Origin of the sequence: Bacillus sp. lyk4-R2A-2, assembly GCF_030209735.1 — a bacterium.
In the GTDB taxonomy this organism is placed as follows: domain Bacteria; phylum Bacillota; class Bacilli; order Bacillales; family Bacillaceae; genus Bacillus; species Bacillus pumilus.
Genome location: NZ_JARVRK010000005.1, coordinates 551,502 through 569,983 on the forward strand (window position 1 = coordinate 551,502; position 18,482 = coordinate 569,983).

At 41.3% G+C, this 18,482-nt stretch carries 22 protein-coding genes; 21 read left to right on the forward strand and 1 reads right to left on the reverse strand.

All coding sequences use genetic code 11. The features are described 5' to 3' along the window. Positions 1–193 precede the first annotated feature (193 nt). Together rpsA and fni are read left to right on the forward strand one after the other, a co-directional pair. Positions 194–1,345 carry a 30S ribosomal protein S1 gene (gene rpsA / locus QRN39_RS09755; RefSeq protein WP_003215529.1) on the forward strand — a complete coding sequence of 384 codons (1,152 nt, stop codon included), beginning with the start codon at positions 194–196 and terminating at the stop codon, positions 1,343–1,345. Between the two features lie 14 nt (positions 1,346–1,359). Continuing rightward, positions 1,360–2,427: a type 2 isopentenyl-diphosphate Delta-isomerase gene (gene fni / locus QRN39_RS09760; RefSeq protein ID WP_284907116.1), complete on the forward strand. Its 1,068-nt coding sequence runs from the start codon at positions 1,360–1,362 to the stop codon at positions 2,425–2,427. Positions 2,428–2,480: 53 nt separating this feature from the next. On the opposite strand, the gene QRN39_RS09765 is transcribed toward fni, so the two are convergent. Further along, entirely contained in the window at positions 2,481–2,612 is a 132-nt protein-coding gene (locus QRN39_RS09765; RefSeq protein ID WP_003215762.1) for a YpzI family protein, read from the reverse strand. Between the two features lie 129 nt (positions 2,613–2,741). Here QRN39_RS09765 and QRN39_RS18475 point away from each other — a divergent pair, with 129 nt between their 5' ends. The 19 genes from QRN39_RS18475 (at position 2,742) to aroH (ending at position 18,304) form a co-directional block, all read left to right on the forward strand. Continuing rightward, positions 2,742–3,335, forward strand: coding sequence for a YphA family membrane protein (locus QRN39_RS18475; protein ID WP_438824834.1), 594 nt, complete (start codon positions 2,742–2,744; stop codon positions 3,333–3,335). After that, positions 3,332–4,216 (forward strand): YIEGIA family protein, encoded by an 885-nt coding sequence (locus tag QRN39_RS09775; RefSeq protein ID WP_003215905.1) that lies wholly within the window; start codon positions 3,332–3,334, stop codon positions 4,214–4,216. The genes QRN39_RS18475 and QRN39_RS09775 overlap by 4 nt, the downstream gene beginning before the upstream one ends. A 6-nt stretch (positions 4,217–4,222) precedes the next feature. Beyond that, positions 4,223–4,417 carry a capping complex subunit for YIEGIA gene (locus QRN39_RS09780; RefSeq protein WP_003215794.1) on the forward strand — a complete coding sequence of 65 codons (195 nt, stop codon included), beginning with the start codon at positions 4,223–4,225 and terminating at the stop codon, positions 4,415–4,417. Between the two features lie 159 nt (positions 4,418–4,576). After that, positions 4,577–5,887 carry a ribosome biogenesis GTPase Der gene (gene der, locus QRN39_RS09785; protein WP_003215663.1) on the forward strand — a complete coding sequence of 437 codons (1,311 nt, stop codon included), beginning with the start codon at positions 4,577–4,579 and terminating at the stop codon, positions 5,885–5,887. A 14-nt stretch (positions 5,888–5,901) separates the two neighbouring features. Beyond that, positions 5,902–6,939 (forward strand): NAD(P)H-dependent glycerol-3-phosphate dehydrogenase, encoded by a 1,038-nt coding sequence (locus tag QRN39_RS09790; RefSeq protein WP_253622465.1) that lies wholly within the window; start codon positions 5,902–5,904, stop codon positions 6,937–6,939. Positions 6,940–7,205: 266 nt separating this feature from the next. Further along, a complete protein-coding gene (locus QRN39_RS09795) occupies positions 7,206–7,409 on the forward strand; it encodes a DUF2768 domain-containing protein (RefSeq protein ID WP_034318888.1) in 204 nt (67 codons plus the stop codon). 18 nt (positions 7,410–7,427) lie between these two features. Then, positions 7,428–8,153, forward strand: a complete 726-nt coding sequence (locus QRN39_RS09800) for a hypothetical protein (protein WP_003215852.1) — start codon at positions 7,428–7,430, stop codon at positions 8,151–8,153. Positions 8,154–8,358: 205 nt separating this feature from the next. Continuing rightward, a complete protein-coding gene (gene spoIVA / locus QRN39_RS09805; protein ID WP_003215616.1) occupies positions 8,359–9,837 on the forward strand; it encodes a stage IV sporulation protein A in 1,479 nt (492 codons plus the stop codon). Positions 9,838–10,211: 374 nt separating this feature from the next. Beyond that, the gene (hbs, locus tag QRN39_RS09810) at positions 10,212–10,490 is read left to right on the forward strand and encodes a non-specific DNA-binding protein Hbs (RefSeq protein WP_003215863.1); all 279 of its coding nucleotides are present in this window, start codon (positions 10,212–10,214) and stop codon (positions 10,488–10,490) included. A 190-nt stretch (positions 10,491–10,680) separates the two neighbouring features. Then, positions 10,681–11,250, forward strand: a complete 570-nt coding sequence (folE, locus tag QRN39_RS09815; protein ID WP_003215789.1) for a GTP cyclohydrolase I FolE — start codon at positions 10,681–10,683, stop codon at positions 11,248–11,250. A 28-nt stretch (positions 11,251–11,278) separates the two neighbouring features. Continuing rightward, positions 11,279–11,509 (forward strand): trp RNA-binding attenuation protein MtrB, encoded by a 231-nt coding sequence (mtrB, locus tag QRN39_RS09820; RefSeq protein ID WP_003216082.1) that lies wholly within the window; start codon positions 11,279–11,281, stop codon positions 11,507–11,509. Between the two features lie 114 nt (positions 11,510–11,623). Then, positions 11,624–12,391 (forward strand): heptaprenyl diphosphate synthase component 1, encoded by a 768-nt coding sequence (locus tag QRN39_RS09825; RefSeq protein WP_003215666.1) that lies wholly within the window; start codon positions 11,624–11,626, stop codon positions 12,389–12,391. A gap of 3 nt (positions 12,392–12,394) precedes the next feature. Then, a complete protein-coding gene (locus QRN39_RS09830; RefSeq protein WP_003215527.1) occupies positions 12,395–13,099 on the forward strand; it encodes a demethylmenaquinone methyltransferase in 705 nt (234 codons plus the stop codon). Between the two features lie 24 nt (positions 13,100–13,123). Then, positions 13,124–14,086 (forward strand): heptaprenyl diphosphate synthase component II, encoded by a 963-nt coding sequence (hepT, locus tag QRN39_RS09835; protein ID WP_003215649.1) that lies wholly within the window; start codon positions 13,124–13,126, stop codon positions 14,084–14,086. A 130-nt stretch (positions 14,087–14,216) separates the two neighbouring features. After that, positions 14,217–14,663 carry a nucleoside-diphosphate kinase gene (ndk, locus tag QRN39_RS09840; RefSeq protein ID WP_003216015.1) on the forward strand — a complete coding sequence of 149 codons (447 nt, stop codon included), beginning with the start codon at positions 14,217–14,219 and terminating at the stop codon, positions 14,661–14,663. A gap of 144 nt (positions 14,664–14,807) precedes the next feature. After that, the gene (locus tag QRN39_RS09845; protein ID WP_050943841.1) at positions 14,808–15,587 is read left to right on the forward strand and encodes a CheR family methyltransferase; all 780 of its coding nucleotides are present in this window, start codon (positions 14,808–14,810) and stop codon (positions 15,585–15,587) included. Between the two features lie 73 nt (positions 15,588–15,660). Next, positions 15,661–16,833 carry a chorismate synthase gene (gene aroC, locus QRN39_RS09850; protein WP_050943842.1) on the forward strand — a complete coding sequence of 391 codons (1,173 nt, stop codon included), beginning with the start codon at positions 15,661–15,663 and terminating at the stop codon, positions 16,831–16,833. Then, positions 16,833–17,924, forward strand: coding sequence for a 3-dehydroquinate synthase (aroB, locus tag QRN39_RS09855; protein WP_284907132.1), 1,092 nt, complete (start codon positions 16,833–16,835; stop codon positions 17,922–17,924). Before aroC ends, aroB begins: the two co-directional genes overlap by 1 nt. Continuing rightward, positions 17,921–18,304 carry a chorismate mutase gene (gene aroH, locus QRN39_RS09860; protein ID WP_144493435.1) on the forward strand — a complete coding sequence of 128 codons (384 nt, stop codon included), beginning with the start codon at positions 17,921–17,923 and terminating at the stop codon, positions 18,302–18,304. Before aroB ends, aroH begins: the two co-directional genes overlap by 4 nt. The last annotated feature ends 178 nt before the right edge of the window (positions 18,305–18,482 follow it).

Genomic DNA, 18,482 nt, shown 5'->3' on the forward strand with positions numbered 1-18,482 from the left:
GTTTATCTCTTGACAAACAAGGTCTTTTATTAGAAGTTTATACTAATACTATTTTTATTGATCATTCAAGCAATTCTGTTGATTTGAATGTTTCTATAATACATACTCGGCTGGCAATCATCATGCTTAAGACACATATTCACCCAGTCGTTTTAACTAAGCTGTGTAGGTTTGGACCAAGGAGGTTATCGAAATGACAGAGGAAATGAATCAAATCGATGTTCAGGTACCAGAGGTTGGAGATGTAGTGAAAGGGATTGTTTCTAAAGTTGAGGACAAGCATGTCAATGTAGATATCGTCAATGTGAAACAACCTGGGATCATCCCAATCAGTGAATTATCAAGTCTTCACGTTGAAAAAGCATCAGATGTCGTGAAAGATGGCGACGAATTAGAGCTTAAAGTAACAAAAGTCGAAGACGATGCTTTGATTTTATCGAAACGTGCTGTTGATGCAGACCGCGCTTGGGAAGACCTAGAGAAAAAGTTTGAAACAAAAGAAGTATTTGAAGCTGAAGTAAAAGACGTTGTAAAAGGTGGTCTTGTCGTAGACATTGGTGTGCGTGGATTTATTCCTGCATCTCTTGTAGAAGCGCACTATGTTGAGGACTTTTCAGACTACAAAGGTAAAACACTCTCACTTGTCGTGGTCGAACTTGACCGCGAAAAAAATCGTGTGATTCTCTCGCACCGTGCAGTAGTGGAGCAAGAGCAATTAGACAAAAAGCAAGACTTCTTGCAAAAACTTGAAGTAGGCAGTGTGATTGATGGTAAAGTGCAACGCCTTACTGATTTTGGTGCATTTGTAGACATTGGCGGCATTGATGGATTGGTTCACATTTCTCAACTATCCCATGCGCATGTTGAAAAGCCATCTGACGTAGTGGAAGAAGGCCAGGAAGTCCAGGTCAAAGTACTTGCTGTTGATCGTGATAACGAACGTATCTCACTATCTATTAAAGAAACATTACCAGGACCTTGGAGCCAGATTGGTGAAAAGGTAAAACAAGGTGATGTGCTTGAAGGAACTGTTCAACGTCTAGTGAGCTTTGGTGCATTTGTTGAAATTCTGCCAGGCGTCGAAGGACTTGTGCATATTTCTCAAATCTCTCATAAACATATCGGTACGCCGCATGAAGTCCTTGAAGAAGGGCAGACTGTGAAAGTAAAAGTGCTTGATGTGAATGAAGATGAAGAACGCATTTCACTAAGCATCCGTGATTTAGAAGAAAATCCTGAAAAACAAATCGAAGAGAATTATCGTCAATATCAGGCGAAAGAAGAAAACACAAGTGGATTCCAGCTTGGTGACCTGATCGGAGATAAGCTCAATAAATTAAAATAATTTGGTGATCAAAATTGACGCGAGCAGAAAGAAAGAAGCAGCATATTGAACATGCCTTGTCCACTGGACAGCATGCAGCAACAGGTTTAAAAGATGTTTCCTTCGTTCACGCCAGTTTACCAGATCTTGCAACATCACAAATTGATACACATTCAACAATTGGCGGACTGACTTTCGGTTCGCCAATTTTTATCAATGCAATGACTGGCGGAGGCGGAAAATCGACCTATGAGATTAATCGCTCTTTATCGATCGCAGCGAAGGAAACCAATATTCCGGTGGCAGTTGGATCGCAAATGGCTGCACTGAAAGATAAAGAAGAAAGACGTACGTATGAAGTTGTTCGTAAAGTGAATCCAGATGGAATTGTCTTTGCGAACCTAGGCAGTGAGGCAACGATGAAGCAAGCGAAGGAAGCCGTTGAGATGCTGGAGGCCAATATGCTCCAGATTCATTTAAATGTGATTCAAGAGATTGTCATGCCTGAAGGAGACCGTGATTTCAGGGGGGCACTTGAGCGCATCGCAGCCATCAATGAATCAGTTGGTGTGCCTGTTGTCGTAAAAGAAGTTGGATTTGGCATGAGCAAGGAAACGGCCAAAAAGTTATTTCATGCTGGGGTTGCGGCCGTTGATGTAGGCGGATTTGGTGGTACGAACTTTTCTAAGATCGAAAATCTTCGCCGCCAAAAAGCACTTCATTATTTTGATCAATGGGGGATTCCAACTGCAGCGAGTCTTGCTGAAGTACATACAAGTTTTCCAGATCAAACGATTTTAGCCTCGGGAGGTATACAAGACGCCCTTGATGTAACAAAATCAATCGCACTTGGCGCATCCGCTGCTGGTCTAGCTGGCTTTTTATTAAAATCACTGACTGACGGAGGGGAGAGCGGTCTCATCGCGAATATCATAGATCTTCAAGAAGATGTGAAGATGATGATGACAGTCCTTGGCGTGAAGACCATTGAAGAGCTGAGACAAACCCAACTTGTCATTTCAGGTGAAACGAGTCATTGGCTCAAAGAAAGAGGCATCGACACAACATACTATAGTTTAAGATCAAATAAGAAAAAGGACTAAAAGCAAGTTTAGCCCTTAAACATCTAAGGCATGTGGTCATCACATGCTTTTTTTTATTGATTTCTTTTTCGCGCACTATCTGGACCTTCTAATGCTGTTGCCCCTTTATAATGAATGGATTGATCACGGTCAGATTCCACTCTTTTTGATGCCTTTAAGCGTTTTTCCTGTCTATCTTTTCCCATCATACATCCCTCCTCAACCATTAGGGTGTCACCTCTTGTTTATTTCATACAATGCCCAAAGCGATCTCTTACGTTTAAAAATTGGGGATTTTCCCATAATGTAATTGAGGTGATGAGACGTTGGAGGCTTTGTACTATTATTGGTCCATATGGTTCGTTTGGATTATCGTGACATTTATTATGGAAAAAAGCTCATGGCGCAATGTGCTAGGCGTCTTTGTCCTTGTCCATATTATATGTAGTCATTTCATGATATCCATATTTGATATGAGCCTGAATGCGGGGTACTTGATGACCTTTTTATATGCATGTGCGGGTTTCGTTATATTCCGGTCTGGGCATAAAATAATGAGAATCATACAATTAGGTTCTATGGTGAGCGCATATGCCTTTTTTATGATTTTTGCATTATATGATCCGGTTTGGTTCACGCTAATAAAAGTGGATTGGGTCGTATTTGCCTTGCTGATCTTGATGTCTTTGACATATGGACATCATTTCACAGAACGAGTCACCCTATGGATGATGGCTGTATGTCTTGGCGAAGCTCTTTATGCGCTCACAATTCACCGCCTGACATCATCGATTGTCATAGGAGATCTCTCTTTTCTGTCCCTTGTTGTTCAAGGGTCCATCTTCCTATTAGGTGTCGATCAGCTTGAAAAGCTCTTGAACGCCCGTTCATCAAGAAAACCAGTAAAAGGGGCTGCAAAATCAACATGACGGATTATACGTTTCCTGTGATTATTGGTGTCATCTTTGGGATGGCGGCCAGGCTTTATATGTTAAGAACAGATTACCGGCAATACCCTACGTATATTCATGGACAAGTGATTCACATTGCGCTTGGTTTTATCGCTTCAGGGCTTGGTGCGATCATTATGCCTGCACTCATTCAGGAGGAATTTACGGCGATTACCTTTCTCACGCTGGCGGCCACGCAATTCCGAGATGTCCGCAATATGGAAAGAAATACGTTAACTCAAATGGATTCATATGAGCTAGTCTCAAGAGGCAGTACATATATAGAAGGCATTGCCATTGCCTTTGAAAGCCGAAATTATATTGCGATTCTCACGGCACTGATTACGACCACAGCCTGTATTTTCTTCTCGCTCGTTATTGGGACAGTGGTCGGTATTCTTTGTTTTTTCTTGGCAAAGCTATTAATGTCTGGCAGCCAATTAAAGGATATTGTCAACATACAAAAAGGAGAGCTTCGCTTTGATGGGGCAGGGCTCTATGTGAACGATATTTACATCATGAATATCGGACTGCCCGAAAAGCAAAAGCTCATATTAGAGCATGGGATGGGCTTTATTTTGACACCGAAAAATTTCAACGCAGCCACAACGATTGCCAACCTTGGGCAGCGGCAAGCCATTTTATTTGATTTATCCAATGTACTTGGTGTGTATCGCGACTCTGGTGAACCATCACTCTGTCCGCTCGCAAAGCGTGATTTGAATAACGGCACACTTGGCGTGTTCATTTTACCGCAATGGTATCGTGAAGATCTCGCTGTCCGTGTATTAGAAGAAGTACCCATTTTAGAAAATGCCATCAGAATGCCGACAGAGTTCATAAAAAAGAAAGTGAGGTAATAGGGCATGGCGAACACCATTGAACAATTTATACTCGCTGTGGCTACAACAAATAAAGAGCGGGTCATGGGCGGAACAGCCGTTTTTTTCTGTGAAAATAAAGAAGAACTCGACATGTACGCCATGAATTTAGAGGCCATTTTAGATGGAATTGCACACGGAATTGGAGAAGATCTTTACTTGATTGTCAAACATTTTTAAGTTATTCATTGTGGTCTGATTAAAAATTGATATAATATATAAGTTGAACCCTTCATGTTTGAAGGGTTTATTTCATAAAACTGAATGAAAATTTTAAATCCCGGTTGAAACATGATGATGAACATATTGAATCGCGGCTGGATTGAAAGGAAGGGTACTATGGGTAAACCTGTCGTAGCCATTGTTGGAAGGCCCAACGTTGGAAAATCTACAATTTTTAATCGAATCGCAGGCGAAAGAATATCGATTGTAGAAGACACACCTGGTGTAACAAGAGATCGTATTTATAGCTCTGCTGAATGGTTAAATTATGACTTTAACTTAATAGATACTGGTGGAATTGATATTGGAGATGAGCCATTTTTAGCGCAAATTCGCCATCAAGCAGAAATTGCAATGGATGAAGCGGATGTCATTATCTTTATGGTGAATGGCCGAGATGGTGTGACATCAGCGGATGAAGAAGTCGCAAAAATTTTATATCGCACGAAAAAGCCAGTTGTACTTGCTGTCAATAAACTGGACAACCCTGAAATGAGAAGTGACGTGTATGACTTTTATGCACTAGGGTTTGGCGAGCCATATCCGATTTCTGGAACGCACGGATTAGGTCTTGGTGATCTACTTGATGCTGTTGCAGAACACTTTAAGAACTTACCAGATACGCAGTATGACGAACAAGTTGTCCAGTTCTGCTTAATCGGTCGCCCGAATGTAGGGAAATCTTCTTTAGTGAATGCGATGCTCGGAGAAGACCGCGTCATTGTCAGCAACATCGCTGGTACAACAAGAGATGCTGTCGATACGATGTTTACGTATAATCAGCGTGATTTTGTCATTGTTGATACAGCAGGTATGAGAAAAAAAGGAAAAGTATACGAAACAACAGAGAAATACAGTGTGCTTCGTGCATTAAAAGCCATTGATCGTTCTGATGTTGTCGCTGTTGTTCTAGACGGTGAAGAAGGCATTATTGAGCAGGATAAACGTATTGCGGGCTATGCACACGAAGCTGGTAAAGCCGTTGTGATCGTTGTGAACAAATGGGACGCTGTTGAAAAAGATGAGCGTACGATGAAGGAATTTGAGCAAAACATTCGTGAGCATTTTCAATTCCTAGATTATGCTCCTGTCTTGTTTATGTCTGCTCTCACGAAAAAGAGAATTCATACGTTAATGCCGTCCATTATTACAGCTAGTGAAAATCATGCGATGCGCGTTCAAACGAATATTTTGAACGATATCATCATGGATGCAGTAGCAATGAATCCAACGCCGACTCATAATGGACAGCGCCTGAAAATTTACTATGCGACACAGGTGGCGATTAAGCCTCCGTCCTTTGTTGTATTTGTAAACGATCCAGAGCTTATGCACTTTTCTTATGAACGTTTCCTAGAAAATCGCATTCGAGATGCGTTTGGTTTTGAAGGAACACCGATTAAAATATTTGCGAGAGCGAGAAAATAAAAAGGGTGAGCAGAATGAAGAAAATTTCAGTACTTGGAGCAGGAAGCTGGGGAACAGCCCTTGCTCTTGTATTAGCTGATAATCATCATGATGTACACATGTGGGGACATAGACAAGAGCTCATTGACCAAATCAATGAGAAACATGAAAATCATGATTACTTGCCAAATGTCGCACTGCCTGCGTCCATTCAGGCGACGACAGACATGAAGCAGGCGTTAGAGGGGACAGACTCTATTATTGTCGCTGTGCCAACAAAGGCCATTCGTGAAGTGTTGAAGCAGGCAAATGAGCTGATTACGTCGAAAGTGCCGTTTGTCCATGTAAGTAAAGGAATTGAACCAGATACACTTCTGAGAATATCTCAAATGATTGAACAAGAAGTCCCGGATGAGAAAAGAGAAGCTGTTGTCGTCTTATCAGGACCGAGCCACGCCGAGGAAGTAGGCTTGCGTCACCCGACAACTGTCACTGTCTCATCAGAAAATATTGAAGCGGCTCAATTTGTTCAAGATTTGTTCATGAACAACAACTTTAGAGTTTATACAAACCCTGATGTGATTGGTGTAGAAATTGGCGGCGCACTGAAAAATATCATTGCTCTTGCAGCAGGGATCACAGACGGGCTTGGATATGGTGACAATGCAAAAGCGGCGCTCATCACTAGAGGACTCGCTGAAATCGCACGTCTCGGTACAAAAATGGGAGGGAATCCTCTGACATTTGCCGGTTTAACGGGCGTTGGAGATTTGATCGTGACATGTACAAGTGTTCATTCACGTAACTGGCGCTGCGGAAATCTGCTTGGTAAAGGGTATAAGCTTGAAGAAGTGCTTGAAAAAATGGGGATGGTCGTCGAAGGCGTCCGTACAACAAAAGGCGCTTATCAGCTCTCCAAAGAATACAAGGTCAGCATGCCGATCACAGAGGCGCTTTACCACGTCCTGTTTGAAGGGAAAAAGGTCGACGATGCGGTCGAATCATTGATGGCACGTGTGAAAACACATGAAATGGAAGACCTTGTGAACATGTTTGAAAACCAAACAAAATAAATGGAAGACTGAACTTAGGCATGTAGAGGATGCAAGAAGGGGAAGACTTGCATAACATAGCAATGAAGTTTGAATAGAGCTTTGCCTCTACAGAATGAGGAAAAATAGTCGACCTAATGACTGAAGCGGAGTCCCCCTCTTTGCTTCAGTTTTTTTATGCGCTTTTTTCTGAATGATTGGAAAAATGATTGATATTTACCTTATTTTTGGTTTAGAATGAAATATAAACGCTTACAATTTGTTCGTTTTAAAGGGGGACAGGCACGATGAGTTTTGCTTTAATCAAGATGTGGTTTGCACTTGGTTCAATGGGGCTCATGTTTTTAGCTGTAGTAACCATTTATTTCAGTCGATTTAAGCTGAAGAGCCGGTTTCTTAAAATAACAGCCTCGACCGTCGCATACAGCTTGATGCTGATATCAGGTATCATTGTGTTTTTAGTTGTATTTAGCGGGCCGGTCAATGAATAAAGAAAAAGGAAGAATGTGATGATCAAAGCAAAAGTCAGTGTCACGTTGTTAGCACTTATTTTACTAACAGGATGTCTGTATCCAGAAAATCGCAAAACTGAAAACCGTGTGCCGTACGAAGAGCAGCTGCAAAGCGTTCAGACAGCGATTGAGGAATTTCAAAAAGCAACAAATGGTCTTTTGCCGATTGAAACGAAAGAAGCAGACACGCCGGTTTATCAAAAGTACGTCATCGACTTTAAGCGCTTGTCACCAAGATATTTACACGATGTACCGTCTACATCCTTTGAAGGCGGAGGGGAATATATGTATGTCCTCACAGACGTCGAAAAAAACCCAACTGTGAAACTGCTTGATGTCAAAATGACGCAAACTATCAGTGAATTACGGCTTAGAATCAAGATATATCAAGATGAACATACATATCCGCCATACGGCAAAGTAGTATCAAACAATTTATATACGTTAAATGAAAAAAAGCTAGGCTTAAAATCGCCGCCTACGGTCATGAGCCCGGTGACAGGGAATTCCCTCCCATTACTGATTTCATCAAATGGCGAAATCTATGTGGATTACCGCAGTGATTTTGCTCATATTTTGAAGAATACGAAACGAAAGCTGAAACCAGGTGAAAACATTCAAGATGTCTATTGGCAGGAAACCCCGTTTGTACCCGCGTTTTCTGTCCCATATACCATCAACAAAAAAGGTGAGCCTGACTTTTTAGAAAAAAAGACGTCATAAACAAGAATGAACCTTTTTCCTCTGCATATAAATGAGGAGAAAGGTTTTTTTATGGCTAAACATACTCTCAAAACAAAAAAAGGTGTCATATTCAAATAGGACAACGTCATACACATATATTGTCCAGACACCTTTCAAGCAAGTTTGATTGAAGAATAGAGTATTTTATTTGAAAACGAGGATAGCAAGTCCGGGAGGGGATCACTTGGAAAAAGTCGATATTTTCAAGGATATCGCTGAACGAACAGGAGGCGATATATATTTAGGAGTCGTTGGCGCTGTTCGTACAGGGAAATCTACGTTTATTAAAAAGTTTATGGAGCTCGTGGTGCTCCCGAATATCAATAATGAGGCAGATCGTGCAAGAGCACAGGATGAATTGCCGCAAAGCGCAGCAGGAAAAACCATTATGACCACTGAGCCAAAATTTGTACCGAATCAAGCGGCATCGATTCATGTGAGTGACGGTCTTGATGTCAACATCAGGCTTGTCGATTGTGTAGGATACACAGTCCCTGGTGCGCGCGGGTATGAAGATGAAAATGGTCCAAGAATGATCAACACGCCGTGGTATGAAGAGCCAATTCCGTTCCATGAAGCAGCGGAAATTGGCACACGCAAGGTCATTCAAGAGCATTCAACCATCGGTGTTGTGATTACAACGGATGGTTCTATTGGAGAAATTCCAAGACATGATTATATTGAATCTGAAGAACGTGTGATTGATGAACTCAAAGAGGTAGGAAAGCCGTTTATTATGGTGATCAACTCTGTGAGACCCTATCATCCTGAAACAGAAGCGCTGCGGCAGGAACTGAGCCAAAAATATGATATTCCAGTACTTTCCATGAGTGTAGAAAGTATGAGAGAGCAAGACGTCCTTAGTGTGCTTCGTGAAGCATTATATGAATTCCCAGTCCTAGAGGTGAATGTGAACCTGCCAAGCTGGGTCATGGTGCTGAAAGAAGATCATTGGCTGAGAGAAAGCTATCAGGACTCAGTGAAGGAAACCGTAAAGGATATTAAAAGATTAAGAGATGTTGACCGTGTTGTTGGCCAGTTCAGTGAATTTGACTTTATTGAAAGAGCGGGCTTAGCAGGGATTGAAATGGGTCAAGGGATTGCGGAGATTGACCTGTACGCCCCAGATGATCTATATGATCATATTCTAAAAGAAGTGGTTGGTGTAGAAATTAGAGGGAAAGACCATCTTCTAGAGCTCATGCAAGATTTTGCGCATGCGAAGACAGAATATGATCAAGTATCAGATGCCTTAAAAATGGTGAAGCAGACGGGATACGGAATTGCGGCCCCGGCCTTGTCAGATATGAGTTTAGATGAGCCAGAAATCATTAGACAGGGCTCGAGATTCGGCGTAAGACTAAAGGCGGTTGCGCCATCTATTCATATGATTAAGGTAGATGTAGAAAGTGAATTTGCACCGATTATCGGAACAGAGAAACAAAGTGAAGAGCTCGTCCGCTACTTAATGCAAGACTTTGAAGATGATCCGCTTTCGATTTGGAATTCAGATATATTTGGGCGCTCACTCAGCTCCCTTGTCAGAGAAGGCATTCAAGCAAAGCTGTCACTGATGCCAGAAAATGCAAGATATAAACTGAAAGAAACACTTGAAAGAATCATCAACGAAGGATCAGGCGGTTTGATCGCGATTATTCTATAGCATGTGAGACCTCTCATTGACAGGGGTCTTTTTTTGCGTAAGGAATGAGTCATAAAAAGACAATTGTATAAAGATTAGTCAGATTCAGGCTGAAATTAGGAATATTCGTTCGTAAAAGTGCCCTTAATCCTTGACGAATAAGGATTCTTCCCTTTAAAATGCTTGATATGGTATTTCATATGTGTTAATCTACTTACAGAAAATCTTCACTTTGCTGGACAAACATTCCTTCAAAGAGTTGTTTTCTAATGAAAAGCCATGTATACCGCTTTCTAGACGCTCTTTTTTTCGAAAAAAGTGTATAGAAAGAAGATGAATTGTGAAGAAATGATAACAATCTACTGAATGCATATTTTTGGGAGGAGGTGAAAGGCATGAACAAGACAGAACTTATTAACGCGGTTGCTGAAGCAAGCGAGTTATCTAAAAAAGACGCGACAAAAGCAGTTGATTCTGTTTTTGATACAATTTTAGATGCACTTAAAAATGGTGACAAAATCCAACTTATCGGTTTTGGTAACTTTGAAGTACGTGAGCGTTCAGCTCGTAAAGGACGTAACCCACAAACTGGTGCAGAGATCGAAATCCCTGCAAGCAAAGTACCTGCTTTCAAACCAGGTAAAGCACTTAAAGACGCGGTGGCAGGTAAATAATCGTTATGTGTAATGATCCTATTGCAGGAGTTATACATATACAGTTTCACACTGGTCTAGAAAAGCCCCTTTCATAAGGGGCTTTTCCTTTTGAATCAAAAGGTTCGTTTAGAACGCTCTCCTTTGCTTTTAGGATCTGAAGTGTGCTAGAATCTGATTGAAATGTAATCGCCTTTGGAGGATATAATACATGAGTGAAATAAATAAAGAACTAATCGAACACGCAGTACGCGATATATTAAAAGCCATCGGAGAAGATCCAGATCGTGAAGGACTTCTTGATACCCCTAAACGAGTAGCAAAAATGTATGAAGAAGTGTTCTCGGGATTAAATGAAGATCCAAAAGAACATTTTAAAACCATTTTTGGTGAAGACCACGAAGAACTCGTTCTTGTAAAAGATATTGCTTTCCATTCAATGTGTGAACACCACCTTGTCCCTTTTTACGGAAAAGCGCATGTCGCTTATATTCCGCGCGGCGGAAAAGTGACAGGACTTAGCAAACTTGCAAGAGCTGTAGAGGCTGTTGCCAAACGCCCGCAGCTTCAGGAACGCATCACATCAACCATTGCAGATAGTATGGTGGAAACACTCAATCCGCATGGCGTGATGATTGTCGTTGAAGCAGAGCATATGTGTATGACGATGCGCGGAGTGAAAAAGCCAGGCGCAAAAACAGTGACTTCAGCAGTACGCGGTACATTTGCAAATGATGCAGCGGCAAGAGCAGAAGTACTTTCCTTTATTAAAAACGACTAATTCAATAGATAGATGGAAGGTGAACAGATTGAGTGAAAATAAAGCATCTGATTTTGTAGTGATTAAAGCCAATGAAAATGGTGTAAATGTCATCGGCCTAACTAGAGGCTCTGATACAAGATTTCACCATTCCGAAAAGCTCGATAAAGGTGAAGTCATCATTGCACAATTTACTGAGCATACGTCAGCGATCAAAGTAAGAGGCGATGCTGTCATTCAAACAAGCTTCGGGGAAATTCAAAGCGAAGCAAAGAAATAAATACTTGAGTGCACTTGATAGCATAAAAGTGAGAGCTGATATGGTATAATAAATCTCTATACAATGTGCAGGGCTACATATGAAACTGTAATTTTTGGGACAAGGGTGATATCTTTGCAAGACATCTACGGAATTTTATCTAATCTAAATATAAAATTAAATAAAAAGCTTTCTCATCCTTATTTGGCGAAACATTTACGTGCGCCACTCATCGATGAAGATAAGCTCCTTCTTTTTCATGCAATGTTTGATGAAGCTCAAATTGATGCAGAGAAAAAAGAAAATTATATTTTAACGGCGATGCTTGTGCAAATTGCCCTTGATACCCATGATGAAGTCACAACTGCTGCAGCGATCAAACAAGACGAATTCAAAAATCGTCAGCTGACGATCCTGGCAGGAGACTATTTCAGCGGTCTCTATTATTCTCTTCTCTCTGACATGAAAGACATCTACATGATTCGCACGCTCGCAACGGCGATCAAAGAAATCAATGAACATAAAATTAGACTGTATGATCGATCCATACAAGATGCGGCGCACTTTTACAAAAGTGTAGCAACGGTTGAGTCTGCGTTATTCCAAAGGGTTTCTGAGCATTTTCAATTAACGCATTGGAATGAAATTGCAAGTCGTTTCCTTGTTTATAAGCGTTTCATGAAACAAGCAGAAGATGACAAACATTTAAAACTTTTTTTGAACGATAGCTATACGGACGCCTATACATGTTTTGACAACTTTGAGAATGAAGGCTATGAAAAGGCCAAACGATCCATCAAGGAGCATCTTGTTTCATCTCCGGTCGTTCAAAAAGAGCTATTAAATCGCCTGGATCATATGAAAAATGAACCTGCGTATCATCAGAAAGTGGAAGAAGGGTAAGTCATGCAGCAATCAAAAGAACAGCGAGTACACGGTGTATTTGAAAAAATTTATAAAAACTATGATCAAATGAACTCCGTCATCAGCTTTAAGCAGCATAAAAAGTGGCGCGATAAAACAATGAAACTGATGAATGTTCAAAAAGGAGCCAAAGCATTAGACGTATGCTGCGGAACAGCCGATTGGACCATTGCGCTTGCTGATGCTGTTGGAGACAAAGGCGAAGTCAAAGGCCTTGATTTTAGTAAAAATATGCTGAGTGTTGGAGAAACGAAGGTGAAGACTGGGGGCTATAATCAAATTGAATTGCTTCACGGCAATGCGATGGAGCTTCCTTTTGAGGACAACACATTTGATTATGTCACGATCGGTTTTGGCCTACGGAACGTCCCTGATTACTTAACAGTGCTAAAAGAAATGACAAGAGTCGTGAAGCCTGGTGGAATGGTTGTCTGTCTAGAGACATCGCAACCTGAAATGATTGGGTTTAAACAAGGCTACTATGTCTATTTCAAATACATCATGCCGCTCTTTGGTAAACTGTTTGCCAAAAGCTATCAGGAGTATTCATGGCTTCAAGAATCAGCCAAAGCGTTCCCTGGCATGAAAGAACTGGCGGCTCTTTTCGAAGAGGCGGGTCTGTCTGATGTCTCGTATCATCCATTTACAGGCGGTGTAGCAGCAACACATATCGGAAAGAAGCTTTGAATAAACGATATTTGGGTGAAAATAATGAAACTAAAAGCAATGATCTCTTTTTTAAATCATGATATCGATATTATTGAAAAAGAGCTTGAACAAACAGTTCGCTCTGATTATGCATTATTAAGTGAAGCGGGTCTTCATTTGCTGCAAGCGGGCGGAAAACGAATCCGCCCCGTTTTTGTTCTCCTTTCAGGCATGTTTGGCGACTATGACATTAATAAAATTAAATATGTTGCCGTTGCGCTTGAGCTCATTCATATGGCATCGCTCGTTCACGATGATGTTATTGATGATGCAGAGCTGAGAAGAGGCAAGCCAACGATTAAGGCAAAATGGGACAATCGAATTGCCATGTACACAGGAGATTATATGTTTGCAAGATCTCTTGAGTATATGACAAAGATCAATCACCCAATGGCGCATGAAATTTTGTCAAAGATGGTCGTCGAGCTCTGTCTTGGTGAAATCGAGCAAGTGAAAGACAAATACAATATGGATCAAAACCTACGTACATATTTAAGAAGAATCAAACGAAAAACAGCCTTGCTCATTGCAGGCAGCTGTCAGTTAGGTGCGATAGCAGCAGGTACAGATGAGAAAACACATAAAGCCCTTTACTGGTTTGGCTACTATGTCGGGATGTCCTATCAGATCATTGATGATGTGCTTGATTTCACATCAACTGAAGAAGAGCTTGGTAAGCCTGTTGGAGGAGACCTTTTACAAGGAAATGTCACACTCCCGGTCTTATATGCACTGAAGAATCCTACACTCGAAGGACAATTAAAGCTGATTAATAGTGAAACAACGGAAACCCAGCTAAAACCTGTGATTGAACACCTCAAACAAACAGATGCGATCGACCGCTCGATTCGAGTGAGTGAAATGTATTTGAAAAAGGCATTCGAACAGCTAGACAAACTTCCTCGAGGACGAGCGAAAACGTCACTCGCTTCCATTGCCAAATATATTGGAAAACGAAAATTCTAATCAACATATTGTTGATTGGTTTTTTTGTGAAATTTTTTGTCAAAAATTGATTATTATATAAAAAAATGATACGATCACTTTGTAACAATGTAAGCCTATACATACATAAACGACGGGGTGGAGAACGTATATGGACAAAACATTTCTTATGGTCAAACCTGATGGTGTGGAAAGACAATTAATCGGTGAAATTGTGTCAAGATTCGAAAAAAAAGGGCTTCAGCTTGTTGGTGCAAAACTAATGAGCATTCCAAAAGAAGTAGCAGAAACACATTACGGAGAGCATAAAGAAAAACCATTCTTCGGGGAATTGGTTGACTTTATTACGTCAGGACCAGTATTTGCAATGGTATGGCAAGGTGAGCAGGTAGTAGATGTCACAAGACAGATTATCGGCAAAACAAACCCGAAGGAAGCGCTTCCGGGCACAATAAGAGGAGACTATGGATTGACGGTTGGAAAAAACATTATCCATGGCTCAGACTCACCAGAAAGTGCTGAAAGAGAAATCAACTTATTCTTCAAACAAGAAGAACTCACAAACTGGGATCAAACCATCTCAAGCTGGATTTATTAAAATTCAAGCCAAGGTGTTCATCAAATGAGCACCTTGGCTTTTTTATATGAATATTTCTACACGAAATTTCGCATGAGAAGATACAAATTTTCGATAAAAACAGCTATACTAGGACAAAGATAGATGAGACAGGAGAGGACTTTGATGGATCAATATCAAGTGTTTGTCGGAAAATGGAAAAAGCTAACCGGGGTGGATCTGAATTTATATAAAGAAGCACAAATGAAACGAAGATTAACGTCACTATATGATAAAAAAGGATATAGAGATTTTGAAGCGTTCGCGTCTGCCCTTGAAAAGGATAGAGCACTATTAGACGAGACGATGGATCGAATGACGATCAATGTGTCAGAATTTTACCGAAACTATCAACGCTGGGAAGTGCTTGATCAAAAAATTCTTCCGCTGCTTTTGAAAAACAGCGGGACCCTAAAAATATGGAGTGCAGCATGTTCGACAGGAGAGGAGCCGTATACACTCTCAATGCTGCTATCAAGCCATCCGCTTGTGAAGGACTTCCAAATTATTGCAACTGATATTGATGATAAAGTGCTGCAATCAGCTCAAAAAGGAAAATATCATGAACGATCACTGCAAGAGGTACCAGATCAAATCAAGCAAAAATATTTCACAAAAGAAGATTCATCATTTTACACTGTGAAGGATGAGGTGCGAAAGCACATTCAATTTAAAAAACACAACCTTTTAGCAGATCCTTATGAAAAACAGCTTGATCTTATCGTGTGCCGAAATGTCCTTATCTACTTTACAGAAGAGGCAAAAGAAGAGATTTACAGGAAAATGAGCAGCAGTTTAAAACCAAATGGCGTATTATTTGTTGGTTCAACTGAACAAATTTTTCATCCAGAAAAGTTTGGACTCACATCAGCTGATACTTTCTTTTATCAAAAGAAGGGGTTGTAGCTGACTTTTTAGTAGTAAGTGTGTTATCATAGTTTTACTTAAAAGCGTTAATGCGATGAAGGGAGATCAAGTCATGAGATACTTAACAGCAGGTGAATCACATGGTCCACAATTGACCACAATTATTGAAGGCGTTCCAGCGGGACTTTACATAGAGCAGGATGACATCAACTATGAATTGGCTAGAAGACAAAAAGGTCACGGCCGCGGCAGAAGAATGCAGATTGAAAAAGACCAAGCGAAAGTGTTAAGTGGTGTTCGTCACGGGAAAACATTAGGTTCTCCTATTGCACTTGTCGTTGAAAACAACGACTGGAAGCATTGGACAAAAGTGATGGGGGCAGAGCCGATCACAGAAGAAGAAGAGAGTGAAATGAAGCGTCAAATTTCACGCCCTAGACCAGGACATGCGGATTTAAATGGTGCGATTAAATATGGACATCGTGATATGCGAAACGTATTAGAGCGTTCATCAGCCCGTGAGACAACCGTGCGCGTAGCAGCAGGCGCAGTCGCTAAACAAATCTTGGCTCATTTAGGAATCAAGGTAGCTGGCCACGTTCTTGAAATTGGCGGAGTGAAAGCAGCTCAAACGGCATATGAATCAATTGAAGATTTGCAAAAGGTAACGGAAGAGTCACCTGTTCGCTGCTACGACAGTGAAGCAGGTCAAAAAATGATGGATGCCATTGATGAAGCGAAGAAAAACGGTGATTCAATTGGCGGAATTGTGGAAGTCATCGTTGAAGGAATGCCGGTTGGAGTCGGAAGCTATGTTCACTATGACCGCAAATTAGACAGCAAGCTTGCAGGTGCTGTTCTGAGTATCAATGCTTTTAAAGGGGTCGAATTTGGTATCGGCTTCGAGGCGGCTTCTAAAAATGGTAGTGAGGTCCATGATGAAATCATCTGGGATGAAGAAAAGGGCTATACGAGAAAAACAAATCGCTTAGGTGGTCTTGAAGGCGGAATGTCAACTGGTATGCCAATTGTCGTAAGAGGGGTCATGAAACCAATCCCAACGCTTTACAAACCGCTTCAAAGCGTTGACATTGAAACAAAAGAACCTTTCTCTGCAAGCATTGAGCGTTCTGACAGCTGTGCTGTTCCTGCCGCAAGTGTTGTCGCAGAAGCAGTCGTGGCTTGGGAAATCGCCAATGCTGTAGTGGAGCAGTTTGGCCTTGATCAAATTGACCGCATTAAAGAAAATGTTGACAAAATGCGCCAGCTTCAGAGGGAATTTTAATGAAAACACTGGAAGTTAAGACGTCTTCAGCCACTTATCCTGTATACATCGGTGATGGGATTAAACGCAATATCGTCGACTTGATGACTTCCACGGGGCATTCCTATACGAAGCTCTTAATCGTGACAGATACAGCGGTTGATGCCATTTACGGTGATGAAATGGTTCGATTACTTAAGCAGAAGTGGTCTGTGCATAAAGTGGTTGTGCCAAGCGGAGAGCAGTCGAAATCTTTTGCTGAGTTTGAGCATATTCATACGAAGGCCATTCAGTTTCAGCTGGATCGCTCCTCGTGCATCATTGCGCTTGGAGGCGGCGTAATTGGCGATTTGGCTGGCTTTGTTGCTGCTAGTTATATGAGAGGCATTGATTTTATTCAAGTTCCGACGACACTACTGGCACATGACAGTGCAGTTGGCGGGAAAACGGGGATTAACCACCCGCTCGGTAAAAATTTAATTGGTGCCTTTCATCAGCCGAAAGCCGTGATCTATGATACAAGCATGCTTGAGACACTATCTCAAACTGAAATGAGGTCAGGCTTTGCTGAGGTCATCAAACATGCCCTCATTTCAAGTGAAGACTTTTTATCAGAGCTGATGTCTATTCGTTCTTTGGCGGAATGTTCAAAGAGCGAGCTGGCACATATACTGTATCAAGGGATTAAGGTCAAAACGTCGATTGTTCAAAAAGACGAAAGAGAACAAGGCGTGCGTGCATTTTTGAATTTAGGTCATACACTTGGGCATGCCATTGAAGCAGAGTATGGATACGGCGTTATTACGCACGGAGATGCTATTGCAATCGGCATGCAGTTTGCGCTATATGTGAGCGAAAAGAAGCTGGGACTCAGTCTCAATCGTACGAAACTAAAAGAGTGGATGAAAGAACTCGGATTTCCGGTACAAGTCACTCAAGATATTTCCACGAAAACATTTGTTGACCGGATGATTGGTGATAAAAAGGCAAGAGGTGGAACCGTTCAATTTGTTTTATTAAAACAGGTTGGAGATGCTGTCTTGCAGTCTTTCACAAAAGATGATCTGCATCAATGGCTCGAAGAATGGAAACGGGAGGAGGGATGTCTATGATGTTTCGCGGGATACGTGGGGCTACAACTGTGACAGAAGATACAGAAACAGAAGTGTTAAACAAAACGAAACAGCTGCTAGAAGCGATTATTTCAAGAAATCAAGTAGATCCAGAACGTGTCGTGCAGATCTTAATTTCAGCTACACAAGATATTCACTCCGTTTTTCCGGCAAAAGCCCTTCGTCAGTTTGAAGGGTGGACGTATGTGCCTGTTACTTGTATGCAGGAGCTGGACATTCATGGCGGTCTAAAGCATTGTATTCGCGTTTTAATGACGGTCCAAACAGACACAAAGCAGGAAGATGTGCAGCATGTGTACTTGGAAGAAGCTGTGACGCTTCGCCCTGATTTACAGTTGACAAAAAACAAGGAATTATAATACGATATGAACAGCCGAAGTTTACACACAGGTGTAAACGGCATTGCAAGTTTAGAGAAGATGAGAATGAGACTAGGGTAGTTGAGATGAGTAGAGTTGAGCAGAGATACGATACGTCTATTTCATCATACTGCCTAAAAGAGCACCCCTCTTTTAGGCTTATTTCGTATACTCATAC

What these genes read in the sequence shown, in the direction of transcription:
- rpsA (WP_003215529.1), top strand. Translation starts at nt 194, where the DNA reads ATGACAGAGGAAATGAATCAAATCGATGTTCAGGTACCAGAGGTTGGA.
- QRN39_RS09765 (WP_003215762.1), bottom strand. Translation starts at nt 2,612, where the DNA reads ATGGGAAAAGATAGACAGGAAAAACGCTTAAAGGCATCAAAAAGAGTG.
- QRN39_RS09775 (WP_003215905.1), top strand. Translation starts at nt 3,332, where the DNA reads ATGACGGATTATACGTTTCCTGTGATTATTGGTGTCATCTTTGGGATG.
- QRN39_RS09780 (WP_003215794.1), top strand. Translation starts at nt 4,223, where the DNA reads ATGGCGAACACCATTGAACAATTTATACTCGCTGTGGCTACAACAAAT.
- der (WP_003215663.1), top strand. Translation starts at nt 4,577, where the DNA reads ATGGGTAAACCTGTCGTAGCCATTGTTGGAAGGCCCAACGTTGGAAAA.
- QRN39_RS09790 (WP_253622465.1), top strand. Translation starts at nt 5,902, where the DNA reads ATGAAGAAAATTTCAGTACTTGGAGCAGGAAGCTGGGGAACAGCCCTT.
- QRN39_RS09795 (WP_034318888.1), top strand. Translation starts at nt 7,206, where the DNA reads ATGAGTTTTGCTTTAATCAAGATGTGGTTTGCACTTGGTTCAATGGGG.
- QRN39_RS09800 (WP_003215852.1), top strand. Translation starts at nt 7,428, where the DNA reads ATGATCAAAGCAAAAGTCAGTGTCACGTTGTTAGCACTTATTTTACTA.
- hbs (WP_003215863.1), top strand. Translation starts at nt 10,212, where the DNA reads ATGAACAAGACAGAACTTATTAACGCGGTTGCTGAAGCAAGCGAGTTA.
- folE (WP_003215789.1), top strand. Translation starts at nt 10,681, where the DNA reads ATGAGTGAAATAAATAAAGAACTAATCGAACACGCAGTACGCGATATA.
- QRN39_RS09830 (WP_003215527.1), top strand. Translation starts at nt 12,395, where the DNA reads ATGCAGCAATCAAAAGAACAGCGAGTACACGGTGTATTTGAAAAAATT.
- hepT (WP_003215649.1), top strand. Translation starts at nt 13,124, where the DNA reads ATGAAACTAAAAGCAATGATCTCTTTTTTAAATCATGATATCGATATT.
- ndk (WP_003216015.1), top strand. Translation starts at nt 14,217, where the DNA reads ATGGACAAAACATTTCTTATGGTCAAACCTGATGGTGTGGAAAGACAA.
- QRN39_RS09845 (WP_050943841.1), top strand. Translation starts at nt 14,808, where the DNA reads ATGGATCAATATCAAGTGTTTGTCGGAAAATGGAAAAAGCTAACCGGG.
- aroC (WP_050943842.1), top strand. Translation starts at nt 15,661, where the DNA reads ATGAGATACTTAACAGCAGGTGAATCACATGGTCCACAATTGACCACA.
- aroB (WP_284907132.1), top strand. Translation starts at nt 16,833, where the DNA reads ATGAAAACACTGGAAGTTAAGACGTCTTCAGCCACTTATCCTGTATAC.
- aroH (WP_144493435.1), top strand. Translation starts at nt 17,921, where the DNA reads ATGATGTTTCGCGGGATACGTGGGGCTACAACTGTGACAGAAGATACA.